Source organism: Blastococcus sp. SYSU D00922, from assembly GCF_054050495.1.
Genome location: NZ_JBJGZL010000008.1, coordinates 149,121 through 164,684 on the forward strand (window position 1 = coordinate 149,121; position 15,564 = coordinate 164,684).

Sequence of the window (15,564 nt, forward strand, 5' to 3'; positions counted from 1 at the left end):
GTCAGCCCGGGGCGCCGGTGGGTCCGAAGCGCTCGACCCGGATGTGCGGGGCCGGGAACCCCATGCCCACGAGCAGCTGGCTGGCCGCCTCGGCGAAGGAGGCCGACCCGCAGACGAAGGCCGTCTGGTCCGGCTCCCACAGCGGCAGCAGGTCCGCGGCGGTCAGCCGGGCGGCCGGGCGGATGCCGTGCGCCTCGCGGGTGAGCACGATCAGCGCCCCGGCCTCCATGAGCTCCTCGGCGTAGGGCAGCTCGGCGAGCGTCCGGCTGGAGACGGCCACCCGCAGCAGGTCCAGCCGCCCGAGCTCGCGGGCGTGCCGGATCATCGCCACGAAGGGGACGACGCCGTAGCCGCCGGCCACCAGGAGGGCGGGCGTCTCGCCGTCCCAGACGAACCAGCCGCCGATCGGGCCGCGCACCTCCAGCTCGTCACCGGGCTCGACGACGTCGGCCAGGTACGTCGACACCTCGCCGTCCTCGAGCCGCTCCACCATCAGTTCGACGAGGGGGTCGCCGGGCGCCGACGCGACCGAGTAGGAGCGCTGCGCGGTGTAGCCGTCCTCGGCGGTCAGCCGGACGACGTAGTGCTGTCCGGGCATGTGGTCGATCCGGTCGAGGACGTCGAGGCGCAGCTCCACCGACCGCGGGATCGGCCGGCGCACCCGCGAGACGGTCGCCGTGCGCCAACCGCCGCGGGGCGCGTCGGGGGCGCCCTGCCCCAGAGCCTCAGTCACCCTGGTAGCGCTGCTCGCGCCACGGGTCACCGCGGTCGTGGTAGCCGTTCTGCTCCCAGAACCCGGGCTGGTCGCGAGCGATCAGCGAGAGCTTGCTGATCCACTTCGCGCTCTTCCAGAAGTAGAGGTGCGGGACCAGCAGCCGGACCGGACCGCCGTGCTCGATCGGCAGGGGCTTGCCGTCGAACTCCCAGACCACCCACGCCTTGCCACCGGTGACGTCCTCGAGCGGCAGGTTGGTCGTGTAGCCGGTCTTCGACGTCGCCATGACGAAGTGCGCCTCGGGCGTGGGGCGCGCGGCCTCGAGCAGCGTGTCGACGCTGATGCCGGAGAAGTGGGTGTCGAACTTCGACCACGTGGTGACGCAGTGGATGTCGCCGCGGTAGTCCGACGGCGGCAGCTGGTGCGCCTCGTCCCAGGTCCAGGTGGTCGGCGACTCCACGAGGCCGTCGACGGTGATGCTCCACGTCTCGGGCGAGATCCGCGGCGTGGGCTCCGCGGTGAGCACCGGCCAGTCACGGCCGACGTCGTACTGCCCTGGGGGCAGCCGCGGGTCGCGCGCGCGGCGGCCGAGGAATCCTCTGGTTGCTCCGGGCACGGCGTCGTCCTCTCACCTGGGTGGTCGCGGCCGTGCGACCCCCGTCCGCACCGCCCGACCCTAGGCCCTGAGGTGCAGGTGAGGGCAGCCTTACATGAGCCGTGTCACCCTGTGTTTACCTCGCCGCAAAGACGTGGGCGGCCTAACTTGTGTGCTGTGGTGACGGTGACAGACACGAGCGTCCGCAGGACGCCCAAGGCGGCGAAGACCAGCTCGGTCTTCAAGAAGATCGTGATGGCCGTAACGGGCATCATCATGATCCTGTTCCTGATCGCGCACATGATCGGGAACCTGCACGTCTTCCAGGGTGCGGAGTCGTTCAACGACTACTCCGAATGGCTGCGGGACTTCGGCGAGCCGGCCCTCCCGCCGCGCACCTTCCTCACCGGCCTCGAGGTCGTGCTGCTGATCTCGGTGATCGCGCACATCTGGGCCGCGGTGGCCCTGTGGCGCCAGGCCAAGCGCGCCCGGCCGCAGTCCTACGTCACGAAGAAGTCGGTGGCACAGAGCTACGCGTCGCGCACCATGCGCTGGGGCGGCGTGATCATCGGCGGCTTCATCGTCTACCACATCCTCGACCTCACCTTCGGCGTCGCGAACCCGGACGGCACCGACTCCACGCCCTACGACCGGTTGGTCGCGAGCTTCCAGAACCCGATCGCCACCACGGTCTACGTCGTCACGCTGATCCTGCTCGGGATGCACCTGCGGCACGGGATCTGGAGCGCCACCCAGACGCTGGGGCAGAGCAACCGGCGCCGCGAGCGCACCGTCAACGCCTTCGCGTTCGGCTTCGCCACCCTCCTCATCGCCGGCTACCTCGTGGTCCCGGCAGCCGTCGTCTTCGGGCTCGTGGACTAAGGACAGGAACGCACTCCACATGGCACTCGAACTGTTCACCGTCGGCGAGCCGATCGCCGACACCAAGGCCCCGACCGACGTCGAGATCGGCGAGCGCTGGAGCCAGCGCCGGTTCCGCGGCCGCCTGGTCAACCCGGCCAACCGCCGCAAGATGACGATCATCGTCGTCGGCACCGGCCTGGCCGGCGGCTCGGCCGCCGCGACGCTCGGCGAGGCCGGCTACAAGGTCAAGTCGTTCTGGTACCAGGACAGCCCGCGCCGCGCGCACAGCGTCGCCGCGCAGGGCGGGATCAACGCCGCGAAGAACTACCGCAACGACGGCGACAGCGTGTACCGGCTGTTCTACGACACGATCAAGGGCGGCGACTTCCGCTCCCGCGAGAACAACGTGCACCGCCTGGCCGAGGTCAGCGTCAACATCATCGACCAGTGCGTCGCCCAGGGCGTGCCGTTCGCCCGTGAGTACGGCGGCCTGCTCGACAACCGCTCCTTCGGTGGCACCCAGGTGTCGCGCACCTTCTACGCCCGCGGCCAGACGGGTCAGCAGCTGCTCTACGGCGCCTACCAGGCGCTGGAGCGGCAGATCGCCGCAGGCAACGTGGAGCAGCACGCCCGCACCGAGATGCTCGACCTGATCGTGGTCGACGGCCGCGCCCGCGGCATCGTCGCCCGCGATCTGGTGACCGGCGAGATCAGCACGCACTTCGCCGACGCCGTCGTCCTCGCCACCGGCGGCTACGGCAACGTCTTCTACCTGTCGACGAACGCGATGGGGTCGAACGCGACGGCGATCTGGCGGGCCCACAAGCGCGGCGCCTACTTCGCCAACCCCTGCTACACGCAGATCCACCCGACCTGCATCCCGGTCAAGGGCGACTACCAGTCGAAGCTCACGCTGATGAGCGAGTCGCTGCGCAACGACGGCCGCGTGTGGGTGCCCAAGGAGCGCGGCGACACCCGCGACCCGCGCGAGATCCCCGAGGGCGAGCGCGACTACTACCTCGAGCGCATCTACCCCTCGTTCGGCAACCTGGTCCCCCGCGACATCGCCTCCCGCGCGGCCAAGAACGTGTGCGACGAGGGCCGCGGCGTGGGCCCGGGCGGGCTCGGCGTCTACCTGGACTTCGCCGACGCCATCGAGCGCCTGGGCCGGCCGGCCGTCGAGGCCAAGTACGGCAACCTCTTCGACATGTACGCCCAGATCACGGGCGAGGACCCCTACGCGGTGCCGATGCGGATCTACCCCGCCGTGCACTACACGATGGGTGGCCTGTGGGTGGACTACGACCTCCAGTCGTCGATCCCCGGCATGTTCGTGATCGGTGAGGCCAACTTCTCCGACCACGGCGCCAACCGCCTCGGCGCGAGCGCGCTGATGCAGGGCCTCGCCGACGGCTACTTCGTGCTGCCGGCGACGATCACCGAGTACCTGGCCGACGCGCCGTTCGAGAAGGTCGACGACAGCCACCCGGCCGCCGTCGAGGCGCTGCAGGGCGTCCAGGCACAGGTGCAGAAGCTGCTCAACATCAACGGCACCCGCACGCCGGCCTCGTTCCACCGGGAGCTGGGCAAGCTGATGTGGGACCTGTGCGGTATGGAGCGCACCGACGAGGGCCTGCGCAAGGCCCTCGACCGGATCCCCGAGATCCGCCAGGAGTTCTGGACGAACGTGAAGGTGTCCGGCGACTGGCACTCGTTCAACCAGACCCTCGAGATGGCCGGCCGGGTCGCCGACTTCATCGAGCTCGCCGAGCTCATGTGCGTCGACGCCCTGCACCGCAACGAGAGCTGCGGTGGCCACTTCCGGGCGGAGAGCCAGACCCCTGACGGCGAGGCGCTGCGCGACGACGAGAACTTCGCCTACGTCGCGGCCTGGGAGTGGACGCCGGAGGGCCAGCCCCCCGTCCTGCACCGGGAAGCCCTCGAGTACGAGTACGTCCACCTCGCACAGCGGAGCTACAAGTGACCATCACCGAGCAGGGGCCGCACTCGACGCCCGGCGGCACGTCGGAGAAGCGCGGCATGAACCTGACGCTGCGCGTCTGGCGGCAGAAGGACCCGTCCGTGAAGGGCAAGATGGTGACCTACAAGGTCACCGACATCTCGCCGGACATGTCCTTCCTCGAGATGCTCGACGTGCTGAACGAGCAGCTGATCATGCAGGGCGACGACCCGGTCGCCTTCGACCACGACTGCCGCGAGGGCATCTGCGGCATGTGCGGTCTGATGATCAACGGCGAGGCGCACGGCCCGCAGCAGACCACCACGTGCCAGCTGCACATGCGCTCGTTCAAGGACGGCGACAAGATCGACATCGAGCCGTGGCGGGCCAGCCCGTTCCCGGTGATCAAGGACCTCGCCGTCGACCGGCGGGCGTTCGACCGGATCATCCAGGCCGGCGGCTACATCTCGGTTCCGACCGGCACCGCCCCCGAGGCGCACTCGACCCCGGTGCCGAAGAAGGACTCGGACGCGGCGTTCGACGCGGCGACCTGCATCGGCTGCGGCGCCTGCGTCGCGGCCTGCCCGAACGGCTCCTCGATGCTGTTCACGGCGGCCAAGGTCACCCACCTCGGCCTGCTCCCCCAGGGCCAGCCCGAGCGCAACGACCGCGTGGTCAACATGGTCGCCCAGCAGGACCGCGAGGGCTTCGGCGGCTGCACCAACATCGGTGAGTGCTCGCACGCCTGCCCGAAGGGGATCTCGATGGAGACGATCTCCCGGCTCAACCACGACCTGCTCGGCGCGCTCCGGGCCGGGGCGCGACCCAAGAGCTGAGCGCTCCGCGACACCCGCACGTCGGAGGACCCGTCCCGTTCAGGGGCGGGTCCTCCGTCGTTCCGGGGCCCCGCTGCGGACAACCCTGGGTTCGATGTGCGAACCTAGACCCATGACGGCAGACCTGACGACCGCGTCCACCCCCGACACCTGGGGCGAGCCCCGTTCGCGGACGGTGGAGTGGCACGACCCGATGATCACCGCCGCCGGGGCGCTCGAGCGGTCGGGGCTGGAGACGATGGAGGCGATCCGCGACGGCGTCCTGCCCCCTCCCCCGATCGCGAAGCTGGTGCAGATGGGCATCACCGCGCTCGAGGAGGGCCGGGTCGAGTTCACCTGCGACCTGGACGAGTCGGTCTACAACCCGATCGGCGTCGTCCACGGCGGCCTGGTCTGCACGATGCTCGACACCGTCGCCGGGTGCGCCGTGCACACGACGCTGCCCGCCGGGGTCGGCTACACCTCGATCGAGCTCAAGGTGAGCTACCTGCGCGCCGTGCACGCGAGCAGCGGTCCGCTCACCGCGATCGGCCGGGTGGTCAAGCCGGGGCGGCGGGTCGCGTTCGCCGAGGGCGAGGTCCTCGACGCGGCCGGGAGAACCGTGGCGACGGCGTCCAGCTCGCTGCTGGTGTTCCCCATCCCGGCGAGCTGACTCAGGCCAGCGAGCGCACCGTCGCCGGCGGGCGGTCCTGCAGCCACGACCACAGCTGCTCCGGCGGGAGCGGACGGCTCAGGTGGTACCCCTGGACGACGTCGCAGCCGAGGCTGGCGAGGGCGTCGACGGTGGCCTGGTCCTCGGCGCCCTCGGCGACCAGCGTCAGGTCGAGGGCGTGGGCCAGCTGCAGGGTCGAGGTGACGATCGAGGCGGCGCGCGGGCTGCCGGTCATGGCGCCGACGAACACCCGGTCGAGCTTCAGCTCGGTGACCGGCAGCGCCGCGAGGTAGGCCAGGCTCGAGTAGCCGGTGCCGTAGTCGTCGATCGAGACGCCGACGCCGGCCTCCCGCAGGCGCGAGAGCACGCCGACGGCCCGCTCGCGGTCCTCCATGAGGATGCTCTCGGTGACCTCGAGGACGAGCGCGGCGGCGGGCAGGCCGTGCCGCGCCAGCGTCTCGGCGACCTCGTCGGGGAACTCCTCGTCGACCAGGTTCGACGGGCTGACGTTGACCGACACGGTGAGCAGGCAGCCGTCGTCGGCCCATGCGCGCGCCTGGGCCAGGGCCATGTCGATGACCGTCGAGGTCAGCCGGCTCATCAGCCCGGCCGACTCGGCGAGGTCGATGAACGCGTCGGGGAAGAGCAGCCCGCGGGTCGGGTGCTGCCAGCGGACCAGCGCCTCGACGCCCTCCACCTCACCCGTCGCCAGGGCCAGCTTCGGCTGGTAGTGCAGGACGAGCTGGCCGCCGGTGATGCCGGCCCGCAGCTGCTCGACCGCCTCCAGCCGGTGCCGGCCGTGCCCGTCGCGCGCGTCGTCGTAGACGGCGACGCCGGTGCGGCCGGCCTTGGCGGAGTACATCGCGAGGTCGGCGAGCTGGAGCAGCTCCTCGGCGGTGACCGAGTGCTCGGGGCCGATCGCCACGCCGACGCTGGCGTCGATGGTCAGGCTCATCCCGCCGATGCGGAACGGCTGCTGGAGCTGCGCGCGCAGGCGTGCGGCCAGCGTCGTCGCGTCGGCGCCGCCCAGGTCGGCGGCCAGGACGACGAACTCGTCGCCGCCCAGGCGCGCGAGCAGGTCCTCCGAGCGCAGCTCGCGGGACAGCCGCGGCCCGACCTGCCGCAGCAGCGCGTCGCCCACGGCGTGGCCGAGGGAGTCGTTGATCTCCTTGAAGCGGTCGAGGTCGAGGACGAGCACGGCCACCCCGGCGCCGCCGGCGAGCCGGTCGTCGGCGGCCTCCAACGCCTCGAACACCGACCGCCGGTTGGGCAGGCCGGTCAGCTCGTCGGTCCGGGCCTGCCGGCGGCTGTCGGCCAGCGCCCGGACGTCGCGGAAGGTGAGCCCGGTGCGGGCCAGCGCGGCGAGGACCGCGCCGAGGGCGAGCACGCCGGCGACCGGGTCCCCCTCCCCCAGGTAGCCCCAGAAGAGCAGGCCGACGGCGGCCAGCGCGCACGCCGCGGGGACGACGAGGACCAGCCGCCCCTCGGCCCGGCTGCCGATCCCGCCGCGGATGCGCATGCAGGCGGCCATGCCGACGCAGATGAAGGCTGCGCTCCAGCCGACGTCGAGCGGGCCGCCGACCTCGTAGGTGCCGTGCACGACCTGGTAGGCGTAGACGGTGTCGGTCACGACGAAGAGGGCGACACCACCGGCCGGCCACCACCACGCCGGCCCGTCACCCCGGCCGACGACGACCAGCGCGCCGGCCAGCAGGCTGAGCAGGACCAGGTCGGCGATCGGGTAGGCGACGCTGGTGATAACCACGGCCAGCCCGCCCTCGGCCTCGCGGACGAGGGCGCCCAGCGCCACGGCCGCGGCGAGGGCCGACGCGGTGAGCCCCGTGATGACGCAGTCCAGCCAGGTGGCCGCGGTCAGCCGGCGGACCCGGGACCGGAGCATGAGGAACAGGGCGGCGCACGCGAGCGGGTAGAAGCCCATGTAGCCGACGTCGGACCACGACGGGCGCGGCGCGACCGGGAGGCCGCGGTAGTACAGCTCGTAGGCCAGCGCACCGGCGAAGTAGGAGCCGACGGCCCCGGCCAGCAGCCACCACGCGGTCCTGCCCTCGGCGGTGGCGAACCCGCGGACGACGAGGACCGCGACGAGGCCGACGAAGAAGACCAGCTTGCCGGACGAGGCGAGCAGCGACCCGATCCCTGTCGCGCCGAGCGCGCCGGCGGTCAGGGCCAGGAGCCACGTCCCGCCGAACACCGCGGCGAGGACGCGCGCCACCCGCAGGAGACGGTCGCTGCCGCGCACCCGGGCATCCGTGCCCTGGGCGTCGTGCGGCCGCTTCGTGCGCATGCAGCTGTATCGGCCCGTGCGCGCCGACACTGAAATCCCGCGGGACGATTGCTCGGAGTGGCCCCCCGCACGAGGGAGCAACGCGCCTTTCCGCCCGGGTGTCCGTACTGTGCGCCCGTGGCGGACTGGGACGACGTGGCGCGCGTCGCGCTGGCGCTGCCCGGCACCGCGGAGGCGCGGTCGGCGAGCGGTCGCCGGCGCTGGCTGGTGCGGGGGAAGACGTTCCTGCGCGAACGGCCGCTGCACCGGAAGGACCTCGACGAGCTGGGCGCCGACGCGCCGGCGGGACCGGTCATGGTGGCCTCCGTGCCCGACGAGGGGGCGAAGGCGGCCCTGCTCGCCGCGGAGCCGGGCGTCTACTTCTCGACGTCGCACTTCGACGGGTGGGCCGCCGTCCTCTGCCGGCTCGACCGGCTCGACGGGACCGCACTGACCGAGCTCGCCGGCGAGGCGTGGGCCGCCCGCGCACCCCGGCGGCTGGTCCTCGACCACCAGGAGGTCTGAGATGGCGAGCTGGGACGACGTCGCGCGCACCTGCCTGGCCCTGCCGGCCACCACCGAGGGGACCACCCGCGGCTGGCGGCAGTGGCTGGTGCAGGGCAAGGGCTTCGTCTGGGAGCGACCGCTCGGCAAGAAGGACACCGCCGAGCTGGGCGACGCCGCGCCGGACGGGCCGGTGATCGCCGCCTACGTCCCCGACGAGGGGGCGAAGCAGGCCCTGATCGCCGAGGAGCCGGACGTCTACTTCACGACGTCGCACTTCGACGGGTACGCGATCGTGCTGTGCCGGCTCGACGAGCTCGACCAGCAGTCGCTCACCGAGCTCGCGGCGGAGGCGTGGGCCTGCCGGGCGCCGCGCCGTCTGCTGGCCGAGCGCCCGCCCGGTCCGGCCTGACTCAGGCCCCCGCGGGCACGATCCGCTCGACGACGTCGGCGGGCATGAGCCCGGCCTTGCCGAAGCGCCGCGCCGCCTCGAGGAACTGCGGAGCCGTGCCGGCGAGCTCGCCGAGCATCTCGCGGGCGGCGTCCTCCCGGCCGGCGAGCGCGGCGACCACAGCGCGCCACATCAGCTGGTCGGGCTCGGTCCGCGGGTCCATGGGCCGCAGCAGGTCCAGCTCCCGGTCCGCGGTGACGGGGTCGCCGTCGATGGCCTGCTCGAAGTAGCGGACGACGTCCTGGTACCGGACCTTGGTGATCAGCAGGTCGCCCAGCGCCGCGATCGGGTCGGCGGAGTCGTCGACGCGGAGGTCGACCACGGTGTCGTGCCAGGGGCGACCGGTCGTCGTCGCCCGGATGACCATGATCGCCGCGGAGCGGCGCCCCCGGAAGTCGCCGCCGGCGTCCTCCCCGGCCTGCAGCGCGGTCAGCAGCCGCTGGGCCAGCGGGCCGGCCGAGTTCTCGAACGACTCGACCATGGCCGGCCACACCCGGTCGCAGGTGGCCATGTTGGCCAGCGCCACGCAGGTGTCGCCCTGCAGGTGACCGGCCGCGTCGACGCACTGGTCCCCGGTGTACGCGGCGAGGTCGCCGTTCACCCCCAGGACGGCGACCTGGCGCCGTCCCGGGTGCGGGTCGACGCTGCTGAGCGCCGTCAGCACCTCCTGGGCGGTGAACCCGCCCTGCAGCAGGTCGAGACCGACCTGGCCGTACATGGGCTCGGCCATCGACTGGGTCGCGATGACGCCGTGGCCGGGCAGCGCGAAGGGCACGCTGTTGCCGACGGCGAAGGCCTGCGACTGGGTGGCAACACCCATCTCGCCGGTGTCGGGGTCTCGGGCGACGATCGAGTAGGTCACCGGATCGGCCTACCCGCCGACCCGGAGGTGAACCCGGTCAGTCGTCGTCCTCGCTGCCCTCGTCCTCCTCGACGTCGTTCTCGGTGTCGTTCTCGACGGTGTCCTCCGCCGTGTCGGAACCGCAGGCGGTCAGCGTCGCCGTCCCGCCGGAGAAGATGGCCGTGACGGCGAAGAGGGTCGCGATCGAACGTCGGATGCGCATGCCCGACGGTAAGCGGGACGGCGGCGTCCCGCTGACCGGCGGTCAGCCCTCGAGCGCCTCGGCGAGCAGCGTGACCGACCGCAGGCGGGCCTCGGTGCTCGGCGCCTGGTGGGCGACGATGAGCTCGTCAGCGTCGGCGGCCTTGAGGAAGCGCTCCACGTACTCGCCGACCTCGTCGCGGGTGCCCACCGCGGTGTGGGTGAGCATGGTCTCGACGTGCATGCCCGCGCCCTGGGCGAGCAGCTGGTCGGCCTGCGCGTCGTCGAGCTGCTGCCCGCGGCCGAACAGCCCGACGGCGAGGTTCCGCTTGACGGCCGCGAGGTTCTGGTGGGCCTCCTCCGCGGTGTCGGCGGCGACGACGTTCGCGCCGGCGATCACGTAGGGCTCGGCCAGCTGCTCGGAGGGCTTGAACTCCCGGCGGTAGGCGGCGACCGCCGGCTCGAGCATCTGCGGCGCGAAGTGCGAGGCGAACGCGTAGGGAAGGCCCAGTGCGGCGGCCAGCGTCGCGCCGAACATCGACGACCCCAGGATGTAGAGCGGGACGTTCGAGCCCTTGCCCGGGACGGCGTCGACGCCGGGCACCCGCGTCTCGCCGGCGAGGTAGGCCTGCAGCTCGAGCACGTCCTGCGGGAAGCGGTCGGCCGAGTTCGGGTTGCGGCGCAGCGCGTACATCGTGTTCTGGTCGGAGCCGGGGGCGCGGCCGAGCCCCAGGTCGATCCGGCCCGGGTACATCGCGTCCAGGGTGCCGAACTGCTCGGCGATCGTCAGCGGCGAGTGGTTGGGCAGCATCACGCCGCCGGCGCCGAGCCGGATGGTCCGCGTGTGCGCGCCGACGTGCGAGATCAGGACGCTGGTCGCCGACGACGCGATGGACGGCATGTTGTGGTGCTCGGCGTACCAGACCCGGTGGTAGCCGTGCTCCTCGGCGCGCTGCGCGAGCGCGACGCTGGCCGCGATGCTGCTGCCCGCCGTCTCACCGCGGGCGATGGGGGCCAGGTCGAGGATGGATACCGGGATGCGCATGGAGGAGAGCCCTTTCGTCGTTGCCCTCTGCAACGCGGCGGGCCGGGCAGGGCTTCCCCCGCGCGTCAGCGGCTCTGCAGCGCGTCCAGGGCGACGGCCATGGATGCGGCGACCCGGAAGTCCAGGCGCGGGTCGGGGACCGTGACCTCGTAGCGGTCCCGGATGGCCTTCTGCCGCTCGCTCACCATGACCGTCGCGCCGGTGGCGGTGTCGACGAAGTCGAAGTGGAAGACGAACGGCACCCAGATGTCGCCCAGGTACGGGATGAGCTCCCAGATCCGGCGCAGGATCGCGATGACGGGACGGCGTTCCCGGCCCACGGACTCCAGCCCCGGTGCGGACAGGTTCCAGGTGGAGCGCAGCAGGCTCGCGCCGAACTGCTTGCTGAACCAGCCGATGACGTTGCCGTACTCGTCGAACACGTCGTGCTCGGCGTGCACGTCGAGGCGCTGGCGCGCCTTGAACGAGAAGACCGCGCGGCTGCGGCTCTCGTCGGCGAAGAAGGTGATCTCCTCCTTGAGCTTCATCCGCTTCTGCTCGGCGAACGCCAGCAGGTGCCCCTCGGTGCCGTCGGGGTTGGCGGCGCGGACCTCGTAGCGGTTCACCATCATCGTGATGCGCTGCTTGACGAGGAACCGCGGCACCACCATGGCGGCCGGCGGGTGCTGCTCAGATGGCACGGTCACTGCGTGGTGCTCCTGTCCTGGTCGCGGCGCGGACGCCCATCCTGGCAGGACGGCCGGGCGCCCCCCAGGTGTTCCGGAGCGCGTCACCCGGCGGACACCTGCGGGGCCCATCCTCGGACGATGACGGCGACCCCCATCCTCACCGGCTCGACGGGACGCGACCCGCGGGCCGCAGGCCCTGCGCTGGGCCGGTCCGGCGGCACCGCCCACGCCGTCGCGCGGCCCGTGGTGGACGGGCTCGACGCGTCGCTGTGCGGGCAGCTGGTCACCGTGAGCGCCGCCGCGGACTGGGCATCGGCGCCGGCCTCGGACCGGTGCGCGGAGTGCACCCGCCTCGCGGGCTGACCACCTCTCGCGCGGCGCGCCCCCGAGGACGCGCCGTCGAAGCCCTTCTCAGCGTCCGGGGTCCGTGATCCACTGCGCTCCTCCGCCGCGCGGGGCGGCGTCAGCGACGAGGCTGGAGGCAGCGATGCCGGTGGTGCCAGACGAAGCAGCTCCTCCGACCGGCTCCGAGCCCCACCACGCGGCACCGTGACCACCACGGCTCCCCGCGGCACCGGAGCGGTCACCCCGGGGCGCGGCGACGGCGGACCGGCCCCGCGGCGCGCGGCGATCGCGCGACGGCACCTGCGCACGGACCGGTGGTGGGTCCAGCCGCTGGTCACGGTCGTGGTGCTGCTGTCGTTCGTCGTCTACTCGACCTTCCGGGCGTTCCAGAACGCCTACTACTTCGCCGAGCCCTACATCTCGCCCTTCTACTCGCCGTGCATCACGACGGGGTGCGAGGGCGACACCTTCCCCGAGTTCTTCACCGGGCCGTCGTTCATCTCGCCGGCGATCTACATCCTGGTCATCCCGCTGGGTCTGCGGGCGACCTGCTACTACTACCGGAAGGCGTACTACCGGTCGTTCTGGCTCTCTCCCCCGGCGTGCGCCGTCGGCGAGCCGCACCGGCGCTACACGGGTGAGTCCCGGCCGCCGCTGCTGATCCAAAACCTGCACCGCTACGCGCTCTACGGCGCCCTGGTGTTCAACGTGATCCTCACCTACGACGCCGTCCTCGGGTTCCGCGACGAGACCGGCGAGTGGGGCCACATGGGCCTGGGCACGCTCATCCTGCTGGCCAACGCCGGACTGCTGTGGGCCTACTCGCTGTCCTGCCACTCCTGCCGGCACATCGTCGGCGGCCGGCTCAACCACTTCTCCCGGCACCCGCTGCGCTACAAGCTCTGGACCCAGGCCTCTCGGCTCAACGCCCACCACGCGAAGTTCGCCTGGCTGTCCCTGTTCAGCGTCGCCATCGCCGACGCCTACGTCTTCCTGCTGGCCACCGACACGATCAGCGATCTGCGCTTCTTCTGAGATGGGGCCCTTCTGATGGAGCTGGAGAGGCACGAGTACGACGTGGTCGTCGTCGGGGCGGGAGGTGCGGGCCTGCGGGCCGCGATCGAAGCCCACGAGAACGGCGCCCGCACCGCCGTGGTGTGCAAGTCGCTGCTCGGCAAGGCGCACACGGTGATGGCCGAGGGCGGCATCGCCGCCGCGATGGCCAACCTCTACCCCGAGGACAACTGGCGGGTGCACTTCCGCGACACCATGCGCGGCGGGAAGATGCTCAACCACTGGCGCATGGCGCAGCTGCACGCCCAGGAGGCGCCCGACCGGGTCCGCGAGCTCGAGGACTGGGGTGCGCTGTTCGACCGGACGGCGGACGGCCTGATCAGCCAGCGCGACTTCGGGGGCCACCGCTACGCCCGCCTCGCCCACGTCGGCGACCGCACCGGGCTCGAGCTGATCCGCACCCTCCAGCAGCGCACGGTCGCGCTCGGGATCGACGTGTACATGGAGTGCACGGTCACCCGGCTCCTCACCGACGACGAGGGCATCACCGGCGCCTTCGGCTACTGGCGGGAGTCGGGCCGGTTCGTGGCCTGGCAGGCGCCGTCGGTGGTGCTGGCGACCGGTGGGATCGGCAAGAGCTACAAGGTGACGTCGAACTCCTGGGAGTACACCGGAGACGGGCACTCCCTGGCGCTCCAGGCCGGCGCGACGCTGGTGAACATGGAGTTCGTCCAGTTCCACCCGACGGGGATGGTCTGGCCGCCGTCGGTGCGCGGCATCCTGGTGACCGAGAGCGTCCGCGGCGACGGCGGGATCCTGAAGAACTCCGCCGGCAACCGGTTCATGTTCGACTACATCCCCGACTTCTTCCGCAAGGAGACGGCGGAGACCGAGGCCGAGGCCGACCGCTGGTACGAGGACAAGAAGAACAACCGGCGCCCGCCCGAGCTGCTCCCGCGCGACGAGGTGGCCCGCGCCATCAACAGCGAGGTCAAGGCCGGCCGCGGCACCCCGCACGGCGGCGTCTACCTCGACATCGCCTCCCGCCGGTCGGCCGACTACATCCGCAAGCGGCTGCCCTCGATGTACCACCAGTTCAAGGAGCTGGCCGAGGTGGACATCACGGCCGAGGCGATGGAGGTCGGGCCCACCTGCCACTACGTGATGGGCGGGGTGGAGGTCGACCCGGACACCGAGGCGGCCCGGGTGCCCGGCCTGTTCGCGGCCGGCGAGGTGGCCGGCGGCATGCACGGCTCCAACCGGCTGGGCGGCAACTCGCTGTCGGACCTGCTGGTGTTCGGCCGGCGCGCGGGCCTGGCCGCGGCCGAGCACGCGCTCAAGCGGATCGACCGCGTCGCGCTCGCCGAGGACGCGCTGACCGACGCCGCGCGCGCCGCCCTGGCCCCGTTCGACCGCGAGGGCGGCGAGAACCCCTACACCGTGCAGCACGACCTGCAGCAGACGATGCACGACCTGGTCGGGATCATCCGGACGGCGCCGGAGATGGAGCAGGCCCTGGAGCGGATCGCCGCGCTGCGGGAGCGGGTGGCGAACCTGTCGGTCGAGGGGCACCGGCAGTACAACCCCGGCTGGCACCTGGCCCTCGACCTGCCGCACATGCTCGTCGTCAGCGAGTGCATCGCCCGCGCCGCGCTGGAGCGCCAGGAGAGCCGGGGCGGGCACACCCGCGACGACTTCCCCGCGACCGACTCCGAGTGGGCGCGGACCAACCTCATCTGCTCGCGCGCCCCGGACGGCTCGGTGGCGCTGACCCGGCAACCGCTCCCCCAGATGCCGGGCGAGCTGGCCGAGATCTTCGAGGAGATCGCATGAGCTACGACGCGAGGTTCCGGGTGTGGCGCGGCGACGCCACCGGCGGCGACCTGCAGGACTTCACCGTGCAGGTCAACGAGGGCGAGGTCGTCCTCGACATCATCCACCGGCTGCAGGCGACGCAGGCCGGCGACCTCGCCGTCCGGTGGAACTGCAAGGCCGGCAAGTGCGGCTCCTGCAGCGCCGAGATCAACGGCCGGCCACGGCTGATGTGCATGACCCGGATGGGGACGTTCGCCGAGGACGAGACGGTGACCGTGACCCCGCTGCGGACGTTCCCGGTCATCCGCGACCTGGTCACCGACGTGTCCTTCAACTACGAGGTTGCCTCGCGGATCCCCGCGTTCGCCCCACGGCCGCGGGAGGAGGACGGCAGCCACCGGATGCAGCAGGTCGACGTCGAGCGCTCCCAGGAGTTCCGCAAGTGCATCGAGTGCTGGCTCTGCCAGGACACCTGCCACGTCATCCGCGACCACGAGGGGAACAAGGGCGCCTTCGCCGGCCCGCGCTTCCTCATCCGGCTGGCGGAGCTCGACATGCACCCGCTGGACGTGACCGACCGGCGGGACGCGGCGCAGGACGAGTTCGGCCTGGGCTACTGCAACATCACCAAGTGCTGCAGCGAGGTGTGCCCGGAGGGCATCCACCTCACCGACAACGGGATCATCCCGCTCAAGGAACGGGTGGTGGACCGCCGGTTCGACCCGCTCACCTGGCTCGGCTCGAAGATCGGCCGGCGGCCCAAGGACTGATGGG

Annotated in this window: 17 protein-coding genes; 10 read left to right on the forward strand and 7 right to left on the reverse strand. The window is 72.0% G+C overall.

Going from position 1 to position 15,564, the window contains the following annotated elements; genetic code table 11:
- Position 1 precedes the first annotated feature (1 nt).
- Entirely contained in the window at positions 2-733 is a 732-nt protein-coding gene (locus tag ACI78T_RS13680) for an FAD-binding oxidoreductase (RefSeq protein ID WP_456558654.1), read from the reverse strand.
- Entirely contained in the window at positions 726-1,331 is a 606-nt protein-coding gene (locus ACI78T_RS13685; RefSeq protein WP_456558655.1) for a sulfite oxidase-like oxidoreductase, read from the reverse strand. The genes ACI78T_RS13680 and ACI78T_RS13685 overlap by 8 nt, the downstream gene beginning before the upstream one ends.
- A gap of 165 nt (positions 1,332-1,496) precedes the next feature.
- Between ACI78T_RS13685 and ACI78T_RS13690 the strand changes: the two genes are divergently transcribed.
- From ACI78T_RS13690 to ACI78T_RS13705, 4 genes are all read left to right on the forward strand, one after another.
- Positions 1,497-2,192 (forward strand): succinate dehydrogenase cytochrome b subunit, encoded by a 696-nt coding sequence (locus tag ACI78T_RS13690; protein WP_456558656.1) that lies wholly within the window; start codon positions 1,497-1,499, stop codon positions 2,190-2,192.
- Positions 2,193-2,211: 19 nt separating this feature from the next.
- Positions 2,212-4,158, forward strand: a complete 1,947-nt coding sequence (locus ACI78T_RS13695) for a fumarate reductase/succinate dehydrogenase flavoprotein subunit (RefSeq protein ID WP_456558657.1) — start codon at positions 2,212-2,214, stop codon at positions 4,156-4,158.
- A complete protein-coding gene (locus tag ACI78T_RS13700) occupies positions 4,155-4,970 on the forward strand; it encodes a succinate dehydrogenase/fumarate reductase iron-sulfur subunit (RefSeq protein WP_456558658.1) in 816 nt (271 codons plus the stop codon). Before ACI78T_RS13695 ends, ACI78T_RS13700 begins: the two co-directional genes overlap by 4 nt.
- 112 nt (positions 4,971-5,082) lie before the next feature.
- Positions 5,083-5,622 (forward strand): PaaI family thioesterase, encoded by a 540-nt coding sequence (locus ACI78T_RS13705; protein ID WP_456558659.1) that lies wholly within the window; start codon positions 5,083-5,085, stop codon positions 5,620-5,622.
- Between the two features lies 1 nt (position 5,623).
- Here ACI78T_RS13705 and ACI78T_RS13710 read toward each other — a convergent pair whose 3' ends face one another.
- A complete protein-coding gene (locus ACI78T_RS13710) occupies positions 5,624-7,927 on the reverse strand; it encodes a putative bifunctional diguanylate cyclase/phosphodiesterase (protein WP_456558660.1) in 2,304 nt (767 codons plus the stop codon).
- A 117-nt stretch (positions 7,928-8,044) separates the two neighbouring features.
- Between ACI78T_RS13710 and ACI78T_RS13715 the strand changes: the two genes are divergently transcribed.
- Together ACI78T_RS13715 and ACI78T_RS13720 are read left to right on the forward strand one after the other, a co-directional pair.
- The gene (locus tag ACI78T_RS13715) at positions 8,045-8,431 is read left to right on the forward strand and encodes an MmcQ/YjbR family DNA-binding protein (protein WP_456558661.1); all 387 of its coding nucleotides are present in this window, start codon (positions 8,045-8,047) and stop codon (positions 8,429-8,431) included.
- 1 nt (position 8,432) lies between these two features.
- Positions 8,433-8,822: an MmcQ/YjbR family DNA-binding protein gene (locus tag ACI78T_RS13720; protein WP_456558662.1), complete on the forward strand. Its 390-nt coding sequence runs from the start codon at positions 8,433-8,435 to the stop codon at positions 8,820-8,822.
- A gap of 1 nt (position 8,823) precedes the next feature.
- Here the strand turns inward: ACI78T_RS13720 and ACI78T_RS13725 are convergent, their stop codons facing one another.
- From ACI78T_RS13725 to ACI78T_RS13740, 4 genes are all read right to left on the reverse strand, one after another.
- On the reverse strand, positions 8,824-9,723 hold the full coding sequence (locus ACI78T_RS13725) for a DUF1028 domain-containing protein (protein ID WP_456558663.1): 900 nt from the start codon (positions 9,721-9,723) through the stop codon (positions 8,824-8,826).
- 37 nt (positions 9,724-9,760) lie between these two features.
- Positions 9,761-9,925 carry a hypothetical protein gene (locus ACI78T_RS13730; protein ID WP_456558664.1) on the reverse strand — a complete coding sequence of 55 codons (165 nt, stop codon included), beginning with the start codon at positions 9,923-9,925 and terminating at the stop codon, positions 9,761-9,763.
- 42 nt (positions 9,926-9,967) lie between these two features.
- Positions 9,968-10,948, reverse strand: a complete 981-nt coding sequence (locus tag ACI78T_RS13735; protein WP_456558665.1) for an LLM class flavin-dependent oxidoreductase — start codon at positions 10,946-10,948, stop codon at positions 9,968-9,970.
- 65 nt (positions 10,949-11,013) lie between these two features.
- Positions 11,014-11,634, reverse strand: coding sequence for a hypothetical protein (locus tag ACI78T_RS13740; protein WP_456558666.1), 621 nt, complete (start codon positions 11,632-11,634; stop codon positions 11,014-11,016).
- Between the two features lie 120 nt (positions 11,635-11,754).
- Between ACI78T_RS13740 and ACI78T_RS13745 the strand changes: the two genes are divergently transcribed.
- The 4 genes from ACI78T_RS13745 to ACI78T_RS13760 all read left to right on the forward strand — a co-directional run bounded on the left by ACI78T_RS13745 (position 11,755) and on the right by ACI78T_RS13760 (position 15,560).
- On the forward strand, positions 11,755-11,979 hold the full coding sequence (locus ACI78T_RS13745) for a hypothetical protein (protein WP_456558667.1): 225 nt from the start codon (positions 11,755-11,757) through the stop codon (positions 11,977-11,979).
- 186 nt (positions 11,980-12,165) lie between these two features.
- Positions 12,166-12,996 carry a hypothetical protein gene (locus tag ACI78T_RS13750; RefSeq protein ID WP_456558668.1) on the forward strand — a complete coding sequence of 277 codons (831 nt, stop codon included), beginning with the start codon at positions 12,166-12,168 and terminating at the stop codon, positions 12,994-12,996.
- Positions 12,997-13,011: 15 nt separating this feature from the next.
- Positions 13,012-14,808, forward strand: a complete 1,797-nt coding sequence (locus tag ACI78T_RS13755) for a fumarate reductase/succinate dehydrogenase flavoprotein subunit (RefSeq protein ID WP_456558669.1) — start codon at positions 13,012-13,014, stop codon at positions 14,806-14,808.
- Positions 14,805-15,560, forward strand: a complete 756-nt coding sequence (locus tag ACI78T_RS13760; protein WP_456558670.1) for a succinate dehydrogenase/fumarate reductase iron-sulfur subunit — start codon at positions 14,805-14,807, stop codon at positions 15,558-15,560. Before ACI78T_RS13755 ends, ACI78T_RS13760 begins: the two co-directional genes overlap by 4 nt.
- Positions 15,561-15,564 lie beyond the last annotated feature (4 nt).